The 24,476-nt window shown below is 44.2% G+C and carries 3 protein-coding genes and 1 pseudogene; 2 read left to right on the forward strand and 2 right to left on the reverse strand.

Annotated features, from left to right (window positions below):
• Nucleotides 1-271: 271 nt before the first annotated feature.
• Nucleotides 272-9,142: a cadherin domain-containing protein gene (locus F7734_RS26855; RefSeq protein WP_155747679.1), complete on the forward strand. Its 8,871-nt coding sequence runs from the start codon at nucleotides 272-274 to the stop codon at nucleotides 9,140-9,142.
• 152 nt (nucleotides 9,143-9,294) lie between these two features.
• Here the strand turns inward: F7734_RS26855 and F7734_RS26860 are convergent, their stop codons facing one another.
• Nucleotides 9,295-9,657: a hypothetical protein gene (locus F7734_RS26860; protein ID WP_155747680.1), complete on the reverse strand. Its 363-nt coding sequence runs from the start codon at nucleotides 9,655-9,657 to the stop codon at nucleotides 9,295-9,297.
• Nucleotides 9,658-9,716: 59 nt separating this feature from the next.
• Nucleotides 9,717-9,788, reverse strand: a pseudogene (locus F7734_RS26865) (hypothetical protein); the annotation flags it as partial.
• Nucleotides 9,789-10,169: 381 nt separating this feature from the next.
• On the opposite strand from F7734_RS26865, the gene F7734_RS26870 reads away from it, so the two are divergent.
• Nucleotides 10,170-24,362, forward strand: coding sequence for a tandem-95 repeat protein (locus F7734_RS26870; RefSeq protein ID WP_155747681.1), 14,193 nt, complete (start codon nucleotides 10,170-10,172; stop codon nucleotides 24,360-24,362).
• Nucleotides 24,363-24,476: the final 114 nt, after the last annotated feature.

A 24,476-nucleotide genomic window follows, 5' to 3' on the forward strand; every position in this document is an offset into this window, starting at 1 on the left:
TTACAAATATCTCTGTAAATGCTGAGATTCATAATCACATCGATAACTTTGAGTTAACTAGGTTGCTGTTCTGTTTATAAAGAAAACTTCAAAAAATCCTGACAAGATTTCAGCGTTTTCCTTCAGGCAAGAATGACTTGAGATCGGTCAATATAGTCTTGGCAAAATAGAGTTTTTTTATCAGTTGAGGGCTTCTACCCGAAACTGTTTTTATTTCCGCATACTACCTACCTATCAACTGTCTGTCTTCACACTAAAATTTCCAATACTCATGAACCTAAAACTAACTAATTTTGACGCTCCCAATCAAAGTTCCGATCCTTCAAACATAATCAACGTCAATGGCACTATCTACTTTACTGCTAGCGATTCAACTTACGGTACAGAATTGTGGAAGCTATATAGTAATGGTATTCCCATCCGTGTATTCGATCTTTTCCCTGGTTCGACACCATCCAAACCATCAAATCTAACAATTTTTAACGGGACTCTTTATTTTACTGCTAGCGATTCAACTTCTGGTTCTCAACTATGGAAAATAGACAGCAATGGCTCTCCTATCCGTGTGGGTGGCTCTCATCCTAGTGCCTACAACTTTGGTTCCAATCCAGCCAACTTGACTGTTATTAACAATACTCTCTATTTTACTGCTAGCGATCCAAATTACGGTACGGAACTCTGGGCAATGAACAGTGGGGGTGCGATCGCTCGCATCAGCGACATCTACTTTGGTACTGGCTCCTCTAATCCGTCAAATCTGATAAATGTTAACGGGACTCTTTACTTTATAGCAGCTGATTCTACCTCCAACAGAAAATTGTGGAAGCTAGATAATATTAGAGGTATTCCCGTTCTTGTCAGTAATGATTTCTACTTTAACAATAACTCTCCCACGCCAAACCTCACAAATATCAATGGCACTCTTTATTTCACCGCAACGAATAATGGATTGGGTACGGAACTGTGGAAAATAGACAGCAACGGTACTCCCATTTGCATTAAAGACATTTATGCTGGCTTCCAATCCTCGAACCCATCAAACTTAACCAATGTCAATGGGACTCTTTACTTCACTGCCAATGATGGTGCATCTGGCGTAGAACTTTGGAAGCTAGATAGTAACGGAGTTCCCACTCTCGTTAGCGATATTTTCCCCGGCGGTGCTTCATCAAACCCATCAAACCTGACAAATGTAAACGGTACTCTTTACTTCACTGTTACCGATTCAACTTATGGCTCGCAGTTGTGGACAATAGGCAGCAATGGCACTCCTGTTCGTCTGACTAATATCTATGCTAGCTACAACACACCACCCATATCAAATCTAACAAATGTTAATGGCACGCTCTTCTTTACAGCCCATGATGGATCTGGCTCAGAATTGTGGAAGCTCAATAGTAACAACATTCCTCTGCGCGTGAGTGATATTTTCTCTGGTAGCGGCTCTTCTAACCCATCCAATCTAACTGTTATTAATGACACTCTTTACTTCAGTGCTAATGATGGCATCTTGGGTACAGAACTTTGGAAACTCAACACTACTGGTACTCCTACTCTTGTTGGCGACATCAACAAAAAAGGGCTTCAACCTCCTGCTAACCTGACAAATGTTAATGGCACCTTATATTTTACTGCTGACGATAAATCTTCCGGTAGAGAACTCTGGAAAATAGATAGCAATGGGACTCCCGTTCGTGTCGCCGATCTCTACCCTGGTAGTGCTTCATCCTTTGTGTCCAACCTGAAAGTTGTCAATGGCACTCTTTATTTCACTGCTACAAATGGACAATCCGGTATAGAACTTTGGAAAATAGATAGTAACGGTTTTCCTGCTCTTGTCAAAGATATCAATCCCAATGGATCGTCAGATCCAGGTAATCTTGTTGATGTTAATGGTACTCTCTACTTTAGTGCTTACGACAGTACTTACGGTTCCGAATTATGGAAGCTAGACAGCAATGGTCATCCAGTGCGTGTGAGTGACATCAATCCTGGTAGTGGAAGTTCAGTTTCATCCAGTCAAAACCGCTACCTCACAAATGTCAACGGTACTCTTTATTTCACTGCTTACGAGCCAACATATGGATGGGAACTTTGGAAGCTAAATAGTGAAGGGATTCCTGTACGCCTGAGCGACATTGTCCCAGGAAATACTGTTTCCAACTCTCCATCCGACTTAATAAATGTGAATGGAACCCTTTACTTTACAGCTTACGATCAAACCACTGGTAGGGAACTGTGGAAACTAGATAGCAATGACACTCCAGTAAGCGTTCAAGACATTTACCCTGGTATCAACGGCTCAAATCCGTCCAACCTCACAAATTTTAACGGCTCTCTGTATTTTACTGCTTACGAACCAACTTACGGTGACGAACTTTGGAAGATTGGTAGTGATGGTACAGCAATGCGGGTTAGCGATCTTTACTCTGGAAGTAGTGGATCGTACCCAGGCAATTTGACTGTTGTTAATGATACTCTCTACTTCACTGCTGTTAGTTCTGGTTCAAACAGAGAGTTATGGAAATTAGACAGTAACGATATTCCTTTGCGTGTAAGTAACTTTACTGCTAACAGTAGATATTCAAGTTTGTCTAACTTGACCAATGTTAACGGTACTCTCTACTTTAATATTAACGATCCAACTTACGGCACTGAACTTTGGAAACTCGACAGCAATGAGACTCCTGTCCGGATGACAGACATAGACCCCAGTCTTGGCTCGTCTAATCCATCCAACCTCACGTATATTGATGGCAAATTGTACTTTGTAGCGGATAACGGTTCCGATGGATCTGAAATTTGGTCGTTAGATACTCATTCCTCAAGTACAACTCCCTCAGAAAATACGGCTCCCACTCTAACTAACACTTATGTAACTCTCAACTCAGTCAATGAAGATGCTGGTGCGCCTTCTGGTGCAGTTGGTACTTTAGTGTCTTCTATAGTCAGCTTTGGCAAAAATGTCAATGACCTTGATAGTGACTCTGAAAATGGTGCGGTTACTGGGATTGCGATCGCCTCTGCAAACACGACTTACGGTAGTTGGTACTATACTACTAACAACGGTACCAACTGGAATCCTTTGGGTGAACTCTCTGGAAGCACCGCCCGTTTGTTAGCAGCTGATGCTAACACCCGCATTGACTTCCGCCCCAACTCCAACTACAACGGTACTATCAACAACGCCCTGATTTTTCATGCTTGGGATCGAACCACGGGGATCAACGGTGGTACAGCTAGTACAACCTCTGTGGGCGGTTCTACAGCATTGAGTTATGCTACGAGCACGGCTTCGATCTTTGTTTCTTCTGTCAATGATGCTCCGACGATCGCACCCAATCAAAGCTTTAACATTCCTAAAAACGCTACCTCCGGGACAGTTATTGGGACTGTAGCTGCAACTGACGTGGATGGCAATTCTACCTTATCTCAATGGAAGATCGCAGGAGGTAACATTGACCTCAATGGTAATGGTATTTCTGCTTTCAGTATTAATTCCAATACCGGACAAATTGTTATTAACGACATTAACGATCTCAAACCTAGTACATACCCAAGAATAAATTTGCAAGTTAATGTGAGTGATGGTTTTACCACAAGTGCTAATGAAACTGTCACCGTTAAACTTCTGAACCCTGGAGATCCAGACCCCAGCTTTGGTATGGGTGGAAAAGTTTTTACCAACCTTGGTAATATTGACTCAGCGAATAGTGTTGCCATTCAATCTGATGGCAAGATAGTCGTTGCGGGGTCTAACGGAGACTTTGCTCTAGCACGTTACAACACTAACGGTACCTTAGACTCTAGCTTTGGTGCTGGTGGTAAAGTGGTGACTGACTTCAATGGTAGCACCGACCACGGCAATAGCGTTGCCATTCAGTCCGATGGCAAGATTATAGTTGCGGGAGTCGCTTGGAGTAACAGCCAAACTGACTTTGCTCTAGCACGCTACAACACCAATGGTACCTTAGACACCAGTTTTGGAAATGGGGGTAAAGTCATCACTCCCATAGGCAGCTTGGGGGACTGGGGCAATTGTGTCACCATTCAGGCAGATGGCAAGATTATTGTGGGAGGACATACTAGCCTTAACTCAAGTTCCAGTGACCTTGACTTTGCTTTGGTACGTTATAACCCCAATGGTAGTTTGGACACTAGCTTTGGAAATGGGGGCAAAGTTGTTACATCCATAACCCTCGGTCAAGATTCTATCAGCAGTATCGTCATTCAGCCGGACAACAAGATAGTTGTCGGGGGGTCTGCGGCTGGTAAATTTGCCCTCAGTCGCTACAATCTTAACGGTACATTAGACACCAGTTTTGGCGTAAGTGGTAAAATTATTACCGATTTTGGTAACTTCTCCTCAGGCTACAGTATTGCCCTGCAGCCAGATGGCAAAATTGTCATGGCAGGGTCTAACAATGACTTTGTCTTAGCACGTTACAACACCAATGGTACATTAGATACCAGCTTTGGCAGCAATGGTAAGGTCATCACCCCCGTTGGCAGTGGTGTAGACGCTGGCTTCAACCTTGCAATTCAAGCAAACGGCAAGATTGTGGTGACAGGGTTTGCTGAAAACGGCACTAACAGAGACCTTGCTCTAGTAGCTTACAATCCCAATGGTACATTAGACACAAGCTTTGGTAGTAACGGTAAAGTCATTACACCTGTTGGCAGTGGTAGTGACGGAGGTAAAGGTATTGCCCTACAATCCGATAACAAAATTGTTGTGGTAGGAGGTGGCGGCGGGGATTTTGTTGTAACTCGTTATGAGGGGGTATCCGACGGCATAATCTCTACCCCATCTCCTACAGCGCCTACTTTAATTGATACTACCGTCATTCTGAATTCCATAAACGAAGATGCTGGCATACCCTATGGAGTAGTCGGTACTCCACTCTCCTCACTGGTGAGCTTGGGTAAAAATGTTACCGACCAAAACAGTAAAGTGACAGGTATTGCTGTTACCGCGACTAATCCCTACTATAGTGGCAGTTGGTATTACAGTACAAACAATGGAGCAAGTTGGAGTTTTTTAAATTCAGTGTCCGCCAACAATGCTCGCCTCCTAGCAGCGGATGCTAACACAAGGCTTTATTTCCGCCCTGGTTCTGATTACAACGGTACGATCGCTGATGCTCTGACTTTCCGTGCTTGGAATCAAACCAATGGTTTCAACGGTGGTACTGCTGACACAACTATCAATGGAGGTAATACTGCTTTTAGTAGTACCACTGACACCGCCTCCATCACCGTAATTTCTGTTAACGATGCTCCTGTCGTTACACCCGGTTACAGCTTCAGTATTCCTCAAAACCCAAGCAATGGGACAATAATTGGTGCTGTCACTGCTACAGATGTAGATACAGCCAACACGAAATTCAGTAACTGGGCGATCGCAGCTGGTAATCTTGACAAAGATGGTGATGGTCAGAACGCTTTCAGCATTAACAGCACCAATGGAGAGATTGCCATTAACGATATCGACGATCTCGATCCTCAAAGCAATTCCAGTATAAACCTGCAAGTCAACGTCAGTGATGGTACTGCTACAAGTGCCAATCAAACTGTGGCTGTCAAGCTGGCGCTGAAAGCTGGGGACCTCGATCCCAGTTTTGGGAATGGCGGTAAAGTCATTACCGATCTTGGAGGTTCTTCCGATGTTGCAAAAAGTGCTGCAATTCAAGCAGATGGCAAAATTGTAGTGCTGGGATATGCCTCTAATAACAAATTTGCTCTCACCCGTTATAACACTAATGGAAGTTTGGACAACAATTTTGGGAGTAGCGGTAAAGTCATCACTTCTATTACCAATAGCTCCAATTATGACGACAATAGCGTTGTCCTACAGGCAGACGGAAAGATTTTGATAGCAGGGGCTGCTTTAAATGGTAGTAATACTGACTTTGTAGTAGCACGTTACAACGCAGATGGTACCACAGACACCAGCTTTGGTACAAATGGTCAAGTTATGACTCCCATTGGTAGCAGCAGCGATAAGAGCTACAGCATTGCTCTTCAGTCGGATGGCAAAATTGTGACTGCAGGATATATTGAGTATAGTAATAGTCGCGATTATGCTGTAGTCCGCTATAACCCTGATGGTAGCTTAGATACTAGTTTTGGTAGTGGCGGTAAAGTCATCACTCCCGTTGGCAATAGTTATGGCTACGATGTGTGTTTCGATATTGTCATTCAATCAGACGGTAAAATTGTAGCTGGTGGTTACGCTTTTAGTGGTAGTAGTGAAGATTTTGCCTTAGTGCGTTACAACTCTGATGGCAGTTTAGATACCAGCTTTGGCACTGGCGGGGTAATTCTTACACCTATTGGCAATCACACTGACAGAATTTACAGTCTTGCGATTCAGTCGGATGGCAAAATTATAGCAGCAGGAGAAGCTAACAGTGACTTCGCTTTAGCACGTTACAACAGTAATGGTAGCTTAGACACTAGCTTTGGTAGTGGCGGTAAAATTATCACCGCTTTGGATGGTTTCAGCAGCATTCAGAGCATTGCTGTTTTACCTGACGGGAAAATTGTTGCTAGCGGTGAATTCGCTCACAACAACTACTTGTCCTCCAACGACTTTGCCGTTGTACGCTACAATGCTGACGGCAGTTTAGATAACAGTTTTGGGAATGGTGGTGTAATTATCACACCCATAGGTAGCGATGCTGATATCGCTTATAGTCTTGCTCTTCAATCCGACGGGAAAGTTGTTGTTGTTGGTAGTTCCAACAATAATTTTGCAGTGGTTCGCTATGAAGGACTTGCCAGCAATATAGCTCCTTCGATCGCACTATCAGGAACTAACCCCAGCTACACCGAAAATGCACCTGCCATTGCGATCGCCTCCAGTGCAACTGTCACGGATTTTGATTCCGCAAACTTTGACATGGGTAAGCTGACAGTTAGCATCAGCGCTGGTGGTACTGCCGATGACTATCTTACCATTCGCCATCAAGGTATCGGTGAAGGTCTGATTGGTATCTCTGGAAATGAAGTTAATTATAACACCAGTTTAATTGGTACCTTTACTGGTGGTATGGGTACGGTTCCTCTAGTTATTACCTTTGGCGAGAAGGCAAATGCAGAAGCCATACAGGCATTGATGAGCAATATTACCTTTGCCAATGTTTCAGAACATCCCATTACAAATTTACGCAGTATTAGTTTTGTTCTTACCGACGGTGATGGTGGTACGAGTAAGACTGTTATTAAAAACGTTAGCGTTATTTCTGTTAACGATGCTCCCGTTATTACTTCCAATCAAAGTTTTAGTGTCAGTGAAAATACTCCTATTGGCACAGTTGTTGGGACTGTAATTGCGACTGATGTAGATAGCACAGTCTTATCTAACTGGGCGATCGCAAGTGGAAATCTTGACAAAGATGGCGATGGGATTGCGGCTTTTACCATTAACTCTAATAGCGGACAAATTACAGTCAACGATCGCGATGAGCTAGACTTTGAGAGCAATCCTAGCTTCCAATTGCAAGTCACTGTCAGCGATGGTGCGATCGCAAGCAATGCACAAACTGTGACAGTGAACCTCAAAGATGTCATAGAAAATACCCTAAATGGTACGCCTGCAAACGACAAGCTCACTGGAAGTGCAGCCAATGATAACATAAATGGTTATGAAGGCAACGATTACCTGTATGGCGGTGCGGGTAACGATACCATCAACGGCGGTATAGGTAACGATTACCTGTACGGACAAGACGGTAATGATATCATCAATGGTGGCACAGGTAATGACACCCTGTTTGGTGGTTTGGGCGACGACACAATTGATGGTGGAGATGGTTTTGATGTACTGAATGAATCAGCAGATGTCAACTTTACCCTTACCAACACCCAACTCACAGGACTGGGTACTGATACCCTCAGCAATATTGAACGCATTAGCCTAACAGGTGGTGTTGGGAATAACACAATTGATGCATCAGCATTTAGTTTGGGTAACGTTTATCTTTACGGAGGTGCGGGTAACGATACCATTAACGGTAGTACAGCTATTGATTACCTCTACGGACAAGATGGTAACGACATCCTCAACGGTCATGCGAGTAATGACTACCTGTACGGTGCTACAGGAGATGACACCCTAAATGGCGATGCTGGCAATGATTACTTGTACGGGCAAGACGGAAATGACATTATCAAAGGTGGTATAGGCAATGACAACGTGTTCGGCGGGTTGGGTGATGACACAATTGATGGTGGAGATGGTTTTGATGTCCTGAGTGAATCAGCAGATGTTAACTTTACCCTCACCAACACCCAACTCACAGGGCTGGGTACTGACACCCTCAGCAACATTGAACGCATCACGTTAACAGGTGGTGTTGGTAACAACACTATTAACGCATCAGCATTCAGTTTGGGTAGCCTTTATCTTTACGGCGGTGCAGGTAACGATACCATCAATGGCGGTATAGGTAACGATTATCTCTACGGGCAAGATGGTAATGACATCATCAACGGTGGCACAGGCAATGACGCCATGTCCGGTGGCTTGGGTGATGATACCATTGACGGTGGAGATGGCTTTGATGTGCTGAGTGAATCAGCAGATGTCAACTTTACCCTCACCAATACCCAACTCACAGGACTTGGTACTGATACCCTCAGCAGTATTGAACGCATTAGCCTAACAGGTGGTGTTGGGAACAATACGATCGATGCATCAGCATTCAGTTTGAGTAGCGTTTATCTTTACGGTGGTGCAGGTAACGATACCATCAACGGAAGTACAAGCAATGATTACTTGTACGGACAAGACGGTAATGACATCGTGAATGGTAACGCAGGTAATGACATCTTATATGGTGGTGCTGGTAATGACTTGCTAAACGGTGACACAGGTAATGACAGACTTTATGGAGAACTCGGTGCAGATACTTTTGTTCTTACCTCTGGTAAAGGTACCGATACCATCTATAGCTTTGAAGATGGTATTGATAAACTCGGCTTATCTGGCGGATTAACTTATGGTGCTTTGACGATTTCTTACACTGGTGGTAGTACTTACATTCGGAATACCGCCACAACTGAAATCTTAGCGATTTTAAGTGGGATCAATTCCAGTGCGATCGCGGAAAACGATTTTACTGTTTTAAACAGCTAATATCATAACCTCATCTTTCTCCTCTGCGTACTCTGCGTCTCTGTGGTTAAATAAATTTTATTTTGAACCGCAGAGGCGCAGAGTACGCAGAGGTAAGAGGTGAGAGAGTTATTGATTTTTTGAAGTTTTTAATCATCTTGTTAGATATGAGTTTATTGTTGTTGTGGTGGACTTCCCCCGTTACGGTCACGTAAGTAATTTAGTATTTGATTGATTGAGTTGCGGAACTCTTGACGGTCTATAGCTGCTTGCTGGCGGTCTTGTGCTGCTTCTGCTGCTAGAGTGTCTACTCGTGCATTGGTAGCTGCTACGTTCTCAGTTAATTGCTGGACGTTTGCGGTAAGCGCGTCTATTCTTTGGTTTGTAGCTGCTACGTTTTCAGTTAGTTGCTGGATGTTGGCTACCAGTACATCAATGTTGCCGTCATGCTCTACAACTTTCTCACCTACGTTGACAAAGAAATTTTCTAAGCGGCTTAAGCGTTGCTCTATGGTTGGTGGTTGATTGGTTGTCATAATAGTATCAATTGAATCGATTTTTAAATTGTACCCACTAGAGCGCTTCTAGTGGGTCTCAATTTATTATTAATTCCTTCTACTACCCCATTAGTAGTTTTTCTTTCAAAATATCCTACTATTTCTCCATATCTATAGATCCGTGTTGCGGAACTCTTTCACTTTACAGAAAAAACATATTCTTTATCTTAGCAGAATTAATTTTTATCTTGGCTTTACAAACCTATCTGTAAATCCTGGGGATCGCGATCGCATTGAAAACTTTGAGTTAACTACGTTGCTGTTATGTTTATAAAGAAACATTTAAAAATTGTTGTTAATATTTCAGCATTTTCCTTCAGGTAAGGATGACTCGCTCTCGGTCAATATAATTTTGGAACAATAAGTTTTTTATTTGGGGGATTTTGCCTAAAACTGTTTTTATCTCTGGTTAGTACAATCTTCCCTAACACCCGATAAATTAGGGGCTATGCTTAAGTCCTATTGTCTTTACACTAAAATTTCCAATAGTTATGACCCTAAAGTTAACTAATTTTGACGCTTCCAATCAAAGTTCCGATCCTTCAAACATAATCAATGTCAACGGCACCATTTACTTTACTGCTAGCGATTCCACTCACGGTACAGAATTGTGGAAGCTAGATAGTAATGGCATTCCCGTCCGTGTTTCCGATCTTTTCCCTAGCTTGACATCATCTAAACCATCAAATCTCACGGTTTTTAACGGGACTCTTTATTTCACAGCCAACGATTCTATTTCCGGTTCTCAACTATGGAAAATAGACAGTAATGGCTCTCCTATCCGTGTAGGTGGCTCTTATCCTAGTGCTTACAGCTTTGGTTCTAATCCAGCCAACTTGATTGTTGTTAACAATACTCTCTACTTCACTGCCATCGATCCAAATTACGGTACCGAACTCTGGGCAATGAACAGTGGGGGTGCGATCGCTCGCATCAGCGACATCTACTCTGGTTCTGGCTCCTCTAATCCGTCAAATTTGATAAATGTCAACGGGACTCTTTACTTTATAGCTGCTGATTCAACCTCTAGCTCTAACAGAAAATTGTGGAAGCTAGATAATATTAAAGGTGTTCCCGTTCCTGTCAGTAACGATTTCTACTTTAACAGTAACTCTCCCACGCCAAACCTCACAAATATCAATGGCACTCTTTATTTTGCCGCAACGAATGGATTGGGTACAGAACTGTGGAAAATAGACAGTAACGGTCTTCCCGTTTGCATTAAGGACATTTATACTGGCTATCAATCCTCGAATCCATCAAACTTGACAAATGTTAATGGAACTCTTTACTTCACTGCCAATGATGGCACATCTGGCGTAGAACTCTGGAAGCTAGATAGTAACGGAGTTCCTACCCACGTCAGCGATATTTTCTCTGGCGGTAGTTCATCACACCCATCAAACCTGACAAATGTTAATGGTATTCTTTACTTCACTGCTACAGATCCAGTGTTTGGTTTGCAGTTGTGGACAGTAGACAAAGATGGCGCTCCCCTTCGTCTGACTAACATCTACTCTTACGGCGTACCACCTATATCAAATCTGACAAATGTTAATGGTACCCTCTTCTTTACAGCTAGTGATGGAGCAGGTTCGGAATTGTGGAAAATAAACAGCAACGGCATTCCCGTGCGCGTGAGTGATATTTTCTCTGGTAGTGGCTCCTCTAACCCGTCAAATCTGACTGTTATCAATGACACTCTTTATTTCAGTGCTAATGATGGCATCTTGGGTACAGAACTTTGGAAACTCAACACTACTGGTACTCCTACTCTTGTTGGCGACATCAACAAAAAAGGGCTTCAACCTCCTGCTAACCTGACAAATGTTAATGGCACCTTATATTTTACTGCTGACGATAAATCTTCCGGTAGAGAACTCTGGAAAATAGATAGCAACGGGACTCCCGTTCGTGTCGCCGATCTCTACCCTGGTAGTGCTTCATCCTTTGTGTCCAACTTAAAAGTTGTCAATGGCACTCTTTATTTCACTGCTAGAAATGGACAATCCGGTCTAAAATTATGGAAAATAAATAATAACGGTCTTCCCGCTCTTGTCAAAGATATCAATACCGATGAACCGTCAGATCCAGGGAACCTCGTAGATGTCAACGGGACTCTCTACTTTTGTGCTTACGACAGTACTTACGGTTCTGAATTATGGAAGATAGATAGCAATGGTCATCCAGTGCGTGTGAGTGACATCAATCCTGGAAGTGGAACGTCAATTTCATCCAGTCAAAACCACTACCTCACAAATGTCAACGGTACTCTTTATTTCATTGCTTACGAGCCAACATATGGTTGGGAACTCTGGAAGCTAAACAGTCAGGGGATTCCTGTACGCCTAAGCGACATTCTCCCAGGAAACACTATTTCCCACGGTCCATCTGACTTAATAAATGTGAATGGAACCCTCTACTTCACGGCTTACGAGCAAACCACTGGTAGGGAACTGTGGAAACTCAACAGTAATGATACTCCGGTACGCGTTCAAGATATTTACCCTGGTATCAATGGCTCAAATCCGTCCAACCTCACGAATTTTAATGGCTCTCTGTATTTTACTGCTCATGAACCAACTTACGGTAACGAACTCTGGAAGATAAACACCAATGGTAGCGCTGTGCGCGTCAGCGATATCTACCCCGGTGGACATTCGTCAAGTCCCAACTTCTTAACTGTTGTTAATAACACTCTCTACTTTACTGCTTTTAGTCCTAACTTTGGCACACAATTGTGGAAGTTGGACAACCAAGGTATTCCCCTGCGTGTCAGTAACTTTACTGCTAGCGGTGGATATTCAAGTTTGTCTGACTTGACCAATGTTAACGGTACTCTCTACTTTAATATTAACGATCCAACTTACGGCACTGAACTTTGGAAACTTGACAGCAATGAGACTCCTGTCCGGATGACAGACATAGACTCCGGTTTTGGCTCGTCGAATCCATCTAACCTCACATATATTAATGGCAAATTGTACTTTGTAGCGGATAACGGTTCCGATGGATCTGAAATTTGGTCGTTAGATACTCATTCCTCAAGTACAACTCCCTCAGAAAATAAGGCTCCTATTCTCACTAACACTTTTGTTACCCTCAACTCAGTCAATGAAGATGCTGGCGCACCTTCCGGAGCGGTTGGTACTTTAGTGTCTTCTTTAGTCAGCTTTGGCAAAAATGTCAGTGATTCCAACACTGGCGCGGTTACTGGGATTGCGATCGCCTCTGCAAACACAACTTACGGTAGTTGGTATTACAGCACTAACAACGGTACTAACTGGAATCCTTTGGGTGAGCTTTCTGGAAGCACCGCTCGTTTGTTAGCAGCAGATGCTAACACCCGCATTTACTTCCGCCCCAACTCTAACTACAACGGTATTATCAATAACGCCCTGACTTTTCATGCTTGGGATCGAACTACGGGAATCAATGGCGGTACTGCTAGCACAGTTTCTGTTGGCGGTTCTACAGCATTAAGTTATGCTACGAGCACGGCGGCGATCTCTGTCGATCCTGTCAATGATGCTCCGACGATCGCACCCAATCAAAGCTTCAACATTCCTCCCAGAAACGCCACTTCTGGGACAGTCATTGGGACTGTGGCTGCGACTGACGTGGATGACAACTCTACCTTATCTCAATGGAAAATCACAGGGGGTAACATTGACCTCAATGGTAATGGTATTGCTGCTTTCGGCATTAATTCCAATACCGGTCAAATTGTGATTAACGACGTTAACGATCTTAAACCTAGTATTTACCCGAAAATCAATTTGCAAGTGAATGTGAGTGATGGTTTTACCACAAGTGCAAATGAAACTGTCAGCGTTTCACTTCTTAACCCTGGAGATCTCGACCCTAGCTTTGGTATGGGTGGAAAAGTTTTTACCAACCTTGGCAATTTTGACTCAGCGAATAGTGTTGCCATTCAGTCTGATGGCAAAATAGTCGTTGCGGGGTCTAACGGAGACTTTGCTCTAGCACGTTACAACACCAACGGTACCTTAGACTCTAGCTTTGGCTCTGGTGGTAAAGTGGTGACTGACTTCAATGGTAGCACCGACCACGGCAATAGTGTTGCAATTCAGTCCGATGGCAAGATTGTAGTTGCGGGAGTGGCTTGGAGTAACAGCCAAACTGACTTTGCTCTAGCACGCTACAACACCAATGGAAGCTTGGACACCAGCTTTGGGAATGGCGGTAAAGTTATCACTCCCATTAGCAGTTTGGGGGACTGGGCTAACTGTGTCACCATTCAGTCAGATGGCAAAATTGTTGTCGGCGGGTATATTAGCAATATCTCAACAAGTCACAGCGATCTTGACTTTGCTCTGGTACGTTATAACCCCAATGGTACCCCGGACAGTAGCTTTGGGAATGGAGGCAAAGTTGTTACCTCCATGACCACAGATCAAGATGTTATCTACAGTATCGTCATTCAGCCAGATAGCAAGATAGTTGTCGGAGGGTCTGCGGCTGGCGACTTTGCCCTCAGCCGCTATAACCCGAACGGCACATTGGACACTAGCTTTGGCATGGGCGGTAAGGTTATTACTGATTTCGGTATCGAGCGGTACTCAGGCTATAGCATTGCCCTTCAGCCAGATGGAAAGATTGTCATGGCAGGGTCTAACAGGGACTTTGTTCTGGCACGTTACAACACCAATGGCACATTAGATACTAGCTTTGGCAGCAGTGGTAAGGTTACCACTCCCATTGGCAGTGGTGTAGACGCTGGCTTTAGCCTTGCGATTCACCCAAACGGCAAGATTATAGTGACAGGGTTTGCCCAAAACAGCAATAACATGGACTTGGCTCTAGCAGCTTACAATCCTAATGGTACATTAGACACTACCTTTGGTAATAGCGGTAAAGTCATTACATCTGTTGGCAGTGGTAGCGACGGACATCACAGTCTTACCCTGCAATCTGATAACAAAATTGTTGTGGTAGGAAGCGGTGGCGGAGATTTTGTTGTAGCTCGTTATGAGGGGGTTTCCGACAGCATAACTTCTACCCCATCTCCTAAAGCCCCTAATTTAATCGATACCACGGTCACCCTGAATTCCATAAACGAAGATGCTGGCACACCCTATGGAGCAGTGGGTACCTTAGTCTCCTCACTGGTCAGTTTGGGTAAAAATGTTACCGACGAAAATAATGGAGCAACGATCGGTATTGCTGTTACTGCTACTAATCTTAACTATGGTGGCAGTTGGTATTACAGTACAAACAATGGGGTAAGCTGGAATTTTTTAAGTTCGGTGTCTGCCAACAATGCTCGCCTCTTAGCAGCAGATACCAACACGAGGGTTTATTTCCGTCCCGATTCTAATTACAACGGTGCGATCGCTGATGCTCTGACTTTCCGTGCTTGGAACCAAACGAGCGGTTTCAATGGTGGTACTGCTGACACAAGTATAAATGGAGGTAATACCGCTTTTAGCAGTACCACTGACACCGCCTCAATCGCTGTGAATTCCGTTAACGATGCTCCTGTTGTTACACTCGGTTACAGCTTCAGTGTTCCTCAAAACCCAAGTCATGGAACAATAATCGGTGTTGTCACTGCTACAGATGTAGATGCGGCAAATACGACATTCACTAACTGGGCGATCGTATCTGGTAATCTTAACAAAGATGGTGATAGTCAGAACGCTTTCAGCATTAACAGTACCAGTGGAGACATTGCCATTAACGATATTGACGATCTAGATTTTCAAACCTACCCCAGCGTAAATCTTCAAGTTAATGTCAGTGATGGTACTGCTACTAGTGCTAATGAAATAGTCTCTATAAAACTTTTACCTCAAGCAGGCGACCTCGACCCCAGCTTTGGCATTGGAGGTAAGGTCATTACAGATTTTGGCGGCGATAGAGATCGTGCCATCAGTGTTGCCATACAATCTGATGGCAAGATAGTGGTGCTAGGCTATGCTGAAAACAGCACTAGCTTCGGCTTTGAATATGCACTCGCACGCTACAACATTGATGGCAGTTTGGACAATAGTTTTGGCATTGGAGGTAAAATTATTACCAACATTAGCCGTAATAACAACAGTACTAATCAACTAGTCATTCAGCCTGATGGCAAAATCCTAGTGGCAGGTGCTTCCTACAGTGGAAATAATAGCAATGATTTTCTAGTTGCACGTTACAATCTCGACGGTACACCAGACAGTAGTTTTGGCAGTAATGGCAAGGTCACAACTCCCATAGGTACTGATAATGATGAAGGGTACAGTGTTGCCATTCAAGCAGACGGTAAGATTGTTGTTGCGGGGTCTACCTACAATGGTAGCAGTCATGACTCTGCTTTGATACGCTACAACGTAAATGGCAGCTTAGATACGAGCTTTGGCAATGGTGGTAAAGTTATGACTTCTATTGCCGCCAATGGTTACGAGGTATTTAAGAGCATTGCCGTTCAGTCAGATGGCAAGATTGTGGTTACAGGTTCTGCTGATAATGGTAATGGTAGTAACTTCGACTTTACCTTAATACGCTACAATTCCAACGGGAGTTTGGATAGCAGCTTTGGCAATGGAGGTAAGATTATTACTCCCATCAGTGGTGCCTCTGATTGGGTTTCTAGCATAGCCATTCAGCCAGATGGCAAAATTATCTTGGGAGGACAAGGCAACTCTGAATTTGCCCTAGTCCGCTACAACCCAGATGGTAGCTTGGACAATAGCTTTGGAAATAGCGGTAAGATAATCACTGATATGGGTAGTTCCGTCAGTAAAATCGAAGGTATTTCCATTCAGTCTGATGGTAAGATTGTTGCAGCAGGGCATCTCTTCACAGGTAATAACACCGAACTCACTGAATTTGCCCTAGTCCGCTACAACCCAGATGGTAGCCCGGACACAAGCTTTGGTAATGGTGGCAAAGTTATGACACCTATCAGTCATACAACTGATATGGCATATGGTCTTGCACTTCAATCCGATGGCAATATAGTCGTGGTGGGGAATAGCAACAATAATTTTGCAGTTGTTCGCTACTTAGGAACATCCAACAATATAGCTCCCTCTTTAATTGACACAACTGTTTCCCTTAACTCAATTAACGAAAACGCTAGCATACCTATTGGAGCGGTAGGTACCCCAGTTTCCTCTCTAGTCAGCTCGGGCAAAAACGTCATTGACAACAACAAAGGTGCTCTTGCGGGTATCGCTGTCACCTCTGTCAATCCCAACTTTGGCAACTGGTATTACACTACAAACAATGGTGCGAACTGGAATCCTTTGGGTGAGGTTTCTAATGGTAGTGCTCGTCTCTTATCAGCAGATGTCAACACCCGTGTTTACTTTCAACCTAATGTTAATTTCAACGGTATCATCGACAGCGCGATCGCTTTTCGCGCTTGGGATAGAACTAGTGGTAGCAACGGTAACATAGCTGATACTACAACTAACGGTGGCACAACTGCCTTTAGTCGTGCAACAGACACGGCTTCAATTAAAGTCAACCCCACGATCAATCCTGTTTATCATAAATTGGTTGATAGCCACTTTAGCCAAGACTGGTCTAACTCCGATTTAATTAAAGTTGATGATGATTGGAGCGGTTTACCAAGTGTTAGGGGCTTCCGAGGCGATAATTTAGTCAACAGTCTTGGTGTCGATCCACAATCAGTCAACGCTGACGGTTCTAGAACTGCTATTAACGTTATTGCCAATCAAGCTTATCCAAATACCAGTACGGGTAGTGGGATTGCTGAATTTGGCGGCGCGATCGCACTGCGAGGTTCCTCAGATGCAGATGCGCCTCACCTGGTGCTTTATCTTGATGCGACAGGGCGTCAGAGCATTCAATTGAATTTTACACTCAAGGACATTGATACCTCAAGCCGCAACAGCATCCAACCTGTTGCCGTACAATATCGCATTGGTAACACAGGGACGTTTATCAATTTGCCAGCTGCTTTTGTTCCCGACGCTTCTAATGCTGCAACAACTGATGCTTCCTATGATATGCGCGAAGCACGCTTGAGAGTGGTTTTACCCAATGAAGTTCACAACCAAGCACAAGTACAGATCCGTTTTATAACCACTGACGCTCAGGGTGAAGATGAATGGATTGGCATAGATGATATTAAGGTAACAAGTCAAGCAATCAGTGCTAATCTTGCTCCCGCGATCGCAAATGATACTTATACTTTGGCAGCAAATACTTCCTTCGTCACGGGTGCTGCTATCACAGCGCTTACCTTGGATAGCGATCGCGGTAACTATGTCGGACAGAGCGATTACTATAGTTACACACCAGCCACAGGAACTTTCAGTGCTTCACGTGCTTACCCAACAAATACTTCTAGCAACAATGCTGTCCGAATTAATTATTCTGACACAGACAGTAGTGGTACGTGGTGGCACTTGGAGTTTGCTGCAGCACTTAACGCACCACTGACAGCAGGTACAACCTATACTGGTGCAACACGCTTTCCATTCCAAAGCAGCAACCAGCCCGGTTTAGATGTCGGTGGAGATGGGCGCGGCTACAACACCCTCACGGGTCAATTTACCGTCAACCAAATTGTTTACAGTTCTGACAGTGAGATTATCAGCTTTGATGCCAATTTCTTAGAATATGGTGATGGTGACCCTGCTAACGAAGCGTTCAAAGGTCGCATACAATACCGTGCTACAAACGATAATAGTCTTCCTGGTGTTTTAACAAATGACACCGACAGTGAGAAAAGCACACTGAGAGCCACTTTAGTTTCTGGTCCAAGCAAAGGTAGCTTAATTTTCAACCCTGACGGTTCCTTTCATTACACTCCCAATTCTGGGTTCAATGGTATTGATACCTTTACCTACCGCGCTAGCGATGGCATTGCTAGTTCTGATATTGCAACAGTCACCTTAAAAGTTGGCAATTTAGCACCGAGCTTAAAGGTGGGAACAAGCCCCGCCTCATACATAGAAAACATTTCTCCTATCAACATTGCTGATGATGCTACTGTCACAGACAACGGCTCTTCTGACTTTGATACAGGCAAACTGACTGTTAGTATCAGTAGTGGCGGAACCGTTGACGATCGCCTTGCCATCAAACACCAAGGTACAGGTACGGGTTTGATTGGTGTCTCTGGAAATACTGTTTTCTATAGCACAACAGCAATTGGTACTTTTACAGGAGGAACTAGCAATATTCCTCTGGCGATCGCCTTTAACAGCAACGCAACTCTAGCAGCCGTTCAAGCATTGATTCGCAACATTACCTTTGCCAATATCTCAGAGAATCCTTCCACGACTCCACGGACTGTCAGCTTTGTCCTGACTGACGGTGACGGCGCAACGAGTGCTACTGTCAGCAAGACGGTTAACATCACCGCCATCAACGATGCTCCTGTTATAACTTTGTCAGGCAATTCCACTTACGTTGAAAATGCACCACCCGTATTCATAGCTCCCAATTCAAAGGTGGCAGATCCAGATTCACCCAACTTTAACATGGGCAAACTGATTGTCAGCATCAGTAGTGGCGGTACGACTAGCGATCGCCTTAGCATCAAACACCAAGGTACAGGAACGGGTTTAATTGGCATCTCTGGAAATACTGTTTTTTATAATGCACAGGAAATTGGTACTTTTAGTACAGGTAATAGTGTTGTTCCCTTGGAAGTTACCTTCAACGCCAACGCCTCCCAAGTAGCAGTACATGGATTGCTTAACAACATTACTTTTGCCAATGTCTCAGACAATCCCTCCACGACTCCACGGACTATCAGCTTTGTTCTAACGGATGATAAAGGTGCAACCAGTAACACTGTGACTACAACTGTTAACATCACTGCTGTCAATGATACGCCTGTCATTACGCCCAATCAAAGTTTCTATGTCAAAGAAAACCTTTTTCAAGGAACAGCTATCGGCGCTGTGGTAGCCACTGACTTGGATGGAACCACCTTCTCCAATTGGGCGATCGCAGGGGGTAACATTGACCGCGATAATGACAGCAAAGGTGCCTTTAGCATAAATAACAGTACTGGAGAGATTGTTATTAATGACATTGACGACCTCAACCCCCAAACTAACCCCAGTATAAATTTACAAATTAACGTTAGCGATGGTACTAACACCAGTGCTAGTGAAACTGTGACTGTGAAGCTTGCTTTAAAACCCGGCGACTTCGATCCTAGCTTTGGTAATGGCGGGAAAGTCTTGACCGATTTGGGTAGCAACTCCGATGGTGCAAGAAGCGTAGCAATTCAACCAGATGGCAAGATTGTGGTACTTGGGTATACTGACAACAGTAGTACCTTTGGCTGGGAATTTGCCCTAACACGCTACAACGCTGACGGCAATCTGGATACCAGTTTTGGGAACCTCGGTAAAGTCATAACTCCTATCAACCGCAGCAACACGAAAGAAAGTAGCGTTATTATTCAACCCGATGGCAAAATTGTGGTTGCAGGTGCTGCCTACAGTAACAATTCTTTGACGATCGATGACTTTGTTGTAGCACGTTACAATGCCAATGGCACGCCAGATACTAGTTTTGGTAGTGGCGGCAAAGTGATGACGCCCATCACGCGCACAGACTATAGTACTGATGAGGGCTACACTGTTGCGTTACAGCCAGATGGCAAAATTGTGGTTGCAGGAGCTACTTATAATGGCAGCAACTATGATATTGCTCTCACACGTTACAACATCAATGGCAGCTTAGATACTGGTTTTGGGAATGGTGGCAAAGTCATCACTGCTATTAGCAATGGCTCTGAAGTATCCCACAGTGTTGTGATTCAACCAGACGGGAGGATTCTTGTTGCTGGAGGTGTTGATAATGACACTAACTCCGACTTTGCCTTAGTTCGCTACAATCCTAATGGTAGCTTAGATACAAGTTTTGGCGTTGGTGGTAAGGTCATTACTGACTTGGGCAGCAGTAATGAGTTGGCTTACGACGTTGCTATGCAGTCCAATGGCAAGATTGTTGTCGCAGGACAATCTAACTCTAAGTTTGCCCTGACACGTTACAACTCCAATGGGAGTTTGGACACTAGCTTTGGCAATGGGGGCAAAGTTATTACAGATATGGGTGGTACTGTCAGCAGTATCAAGAGTATGGCGATTCTGTCGGATGATAAGATTGTGGTGGGAGGTTCTTTCTTTAATGGTAGCGAACTATATACAGGTGACTTTGCCTTAGCTGCCTACAACCCTGATGGCAGCTTGGATACCAGTTTTGGCAATGGTGGTAAAGCGATCGCATCTCTCACCAGTACGAGTGATACAGCTTTTAGTCTTGCTGCTCAATCGGATCGCAAGATTGTTGTTGTAGGAACTTCTCGCAAGATTGATGCTACAGGAGCTACCAACAATGACTTTGCAGTCGCACGCTTCTTCGGACCTAGCAATAGCGGTGCAACACCGTTAAACGTGGTTTACCATAAATTAGCAACAAGCGACCTCAGCCAAGATTGGTCGAATAGCACTCTCATCACCACTCATGATGATTGGAGTCGTATTCCTAGCATCAGAGGTTTCCAAGGTGATGGGTTGGTGAGTCACTCAGGTATCGATCCCCAATCTGTTCTCAGTCATGGCGCGGCGACAACTATCAATGTTCATGCAAATCAGACCAATCCAAGTACTTTTCTTGCTAGTGGTATTGCAGAATTTGCGTTAAGCAATCCCACCGTTGCTTTAAGGGCTTCATCAACAGCCAATGCTCCACACTTGGTACTTTATTTAGACGCCACAAATCGTCAGAATATCCGACTCAATTACACGCTTCGGGATATCGATAGCTCAATTCGCAATGCGATCCAACCTGTGATTGTGCAATACCGTATTGGCGATACAGGTAACTTTACAAACTTGCCAACAACTTTTGTAGCGGATGCATCCAATTCTGCCGCCACTTTGTCTTCCTCTGATACTCGCGATCTCCGCATGAGTGTTGTATTGCCAACTGAAGCGAACAATCGATCGCAAGTACAAGTTCGCTTCATCACAACGGATGCTGTTGGTGATGATGAATGGATTGGCATTGATGATATTAGGGTAACAAGTAAAGCTGTGAGTTCAAATGTGTTACCAGTCGTGATGAATGACACTTATATGGTGTCGGAGAATACCTCCTTGGTGACGGCGGCGGCGACAACATCTCTGATTATAGATAGCGATCGCGGTAACTATATTGGTCAAAGCGATTACTTCAACTATGCTTTTGCTGATGGAACTTTTAACGCTGCACGCAATTCTAACAATGGTGTCAGCATTAGCTTTAACGGTCTAAATTATGGTGAGTCTTGGTCTCTCGACTTTACCGCCCCAAATAAACAGATGCTATCACCTGGTACTTATACGGGTGCAATGCGTTATCCTTCCCAACCTACAATACCGAGTCTTAACGTCTCAGGTATGGGGCGAGCATACAGCCAATTAACCGGAGAGTTTACTGTCAACCAAGTTGTTTACGGTTTTGGTAGCGAAATTGTGAGCTTTGATGCCAGTTTCCGTGCAAATGGCGACAGCGATCCCGCCTCAGAAAGTTTGCGCGGTCGCATACAATACCGTGCCACATCTTCTCATTTGCTTCCTGGGGTTTTGACTAATGACACTGATAGCGAAAAGACCAATCTTAAAGCAACTTTAGTTTCCGGTCCTGCTAATGGTAAGCTTGTCTTTGATTCGGATGGTTCTTTTAGTTACACACCCAATCTTGGCTTTAAAGGGATTGATACCTTTAAATACAAAGCCAACGACAGTATTGCTGATTCTAGCAATATTGCCACAGTCACCTTAAAAGTTGGTGTCAGCGATGCTCCGGTTATGAGTTTGCCAGGAACTTACTATTACTACACGGAAAATGCTCCAGCAATACTTATAGCCCCCACTGCGACTGTCACAGATCCTGACTCTTTAAACTTTGCCAATGGTAAGCTCACAGTTGGTTTCAGTCATAATGGCACAACAAATGACCGTCTTGCTATCCGTCACCAAGGGACAGGCGCAAATCAAATTGGGATTTCTGGAAATACAGTCATTTACAATACGGTTGAAATTGGTAGTTTCACGGGTGGGATAGGTACGGAACCCCTTGCGATCGCATTGAATGACAAGGCTACTCCAATTGCTGTACAAGCACTCCTTGCCAATATCACCTTCGCCAATGTCTCAGACAGCCCCACTACAACTCCACGCACTGTCAGCTTTGTTCTGACTGATGGTGATGGTGGAACGAGTGCTACTGTAAGCAAGACTGTTTATGTAACAGCCGTCAACGATACGCCTGCGATCGCACCCAATCAAACATTTAGTGTCAATAAAAACGCAGCAATCGGAACAGTTGTCGGTACTGTAGTAGCCACTGACTTGGATAATACCAGCTTATCCAACTGGAGAATCATCAGTGGCAATTTGGACAAGAACGGTAATGGGAAAGCCGCTTTTACTATCAAACCAACTACTGGAGAAATCGCAGTCAACGACAGCAACGACCTTAACTTTGATAACAACTCTAACTTCCAATTGCAAATTGCTGTGAGTGACGGCATCATTAACAGTGCCACACAATCTGTCACAATTAAACGCAGTACCCCCGCCAATATCCTAAATGGCACATCAAGTCATAATAATATTACGGGAACTGCAGACAATGACATAATTTTTGGCTACGAAGGATACGATACCCTGTACGGCGCTGGAGGAGATGATACTCTCTACGGCGGTGCAGACTTCGATAACCTATACGGTGGTGAAGGGAATGATATCCTTGACGGTGGTGATGGCAACGATGATGTTAATGAATCAGCAGATGTCAACTTCTCTCTAACGAACACACGATTGACTGGTCTAGGTACTGATACTTTGATTAATATTGAAGGGGCAAAACTGACTGGTGGAAATAGTAACAATACTATAGATGCTTCAGGTTTTACCTCAGGCACAGTTTATTTAAACGGCGGTGCAGGTAATGATATCCTGACTGGTGGAAGTCGCAATGACGTTTTATCAGGGCAAGATGGAGATGATACTCTCTATGGTGGCGAAGGCGATGATATTTTATCCGGCGGGACTGGCAATGACCACACATCTGTAAACAATGGCAACGATATGCTTATCGGTGGAGCTGGTAACGACCTTTTTATTGGTGGTAAAGGCAACGATTTCCTAGATGGTGGTGATGGTGTTGATACTCTAAGTGAAGTTGTTGATGGTAATATCCTGCTCACAAATACACAGCTTGTTGGCCCTGGGAATGATACTCTCAAAAGCATTGAACAGGTCAATTTATACACTGGTAATAGCGGTTACACCATAGACGCTTCAAGTTTCACCCTCGGTACTGTATCCCTCAGTGGCGGTACAGGTAACGATATCCTGAAAGGAGGTAGTGGTAGCGATCGGCTCTACAGTGGTATGGGTAATGACGTTCTCAATGGCGGTGCGGGTAACGACAACCTCAATGGTGGTGGCGGTGCAGATACTTATGTTCTCGCCTCTGGTCAGGGTACTGATATTATCTACGGCTATGAAGATGGTGTTGATAAACTCGGTTTATCCAAGGGATTAACTTATGGGGCTTTGACTGTGACTAACAGCAGTGTTGGTACTTCCATTCGCATAACCTCTACAAATGAGGTCTTGGTTACTTTAAGTGGTGTCAATTCCGGCTGGATTGGAGAGAGCGATTTTATTACCATGAGTCGCGAATGAGGGTTAACACCCCCCACCGTCCTCTCCCTCTCGTTCCCAGCTTTTAGCTGGGAATGCAGATCGCTCTGCTCCGCCGAGCGATCGCTAGTCGCACACTAGGGCGGAGCCTCTCCT

It is taken from the genome of Scytonema sp. UIC 10036, assembly GCF_009725235.1.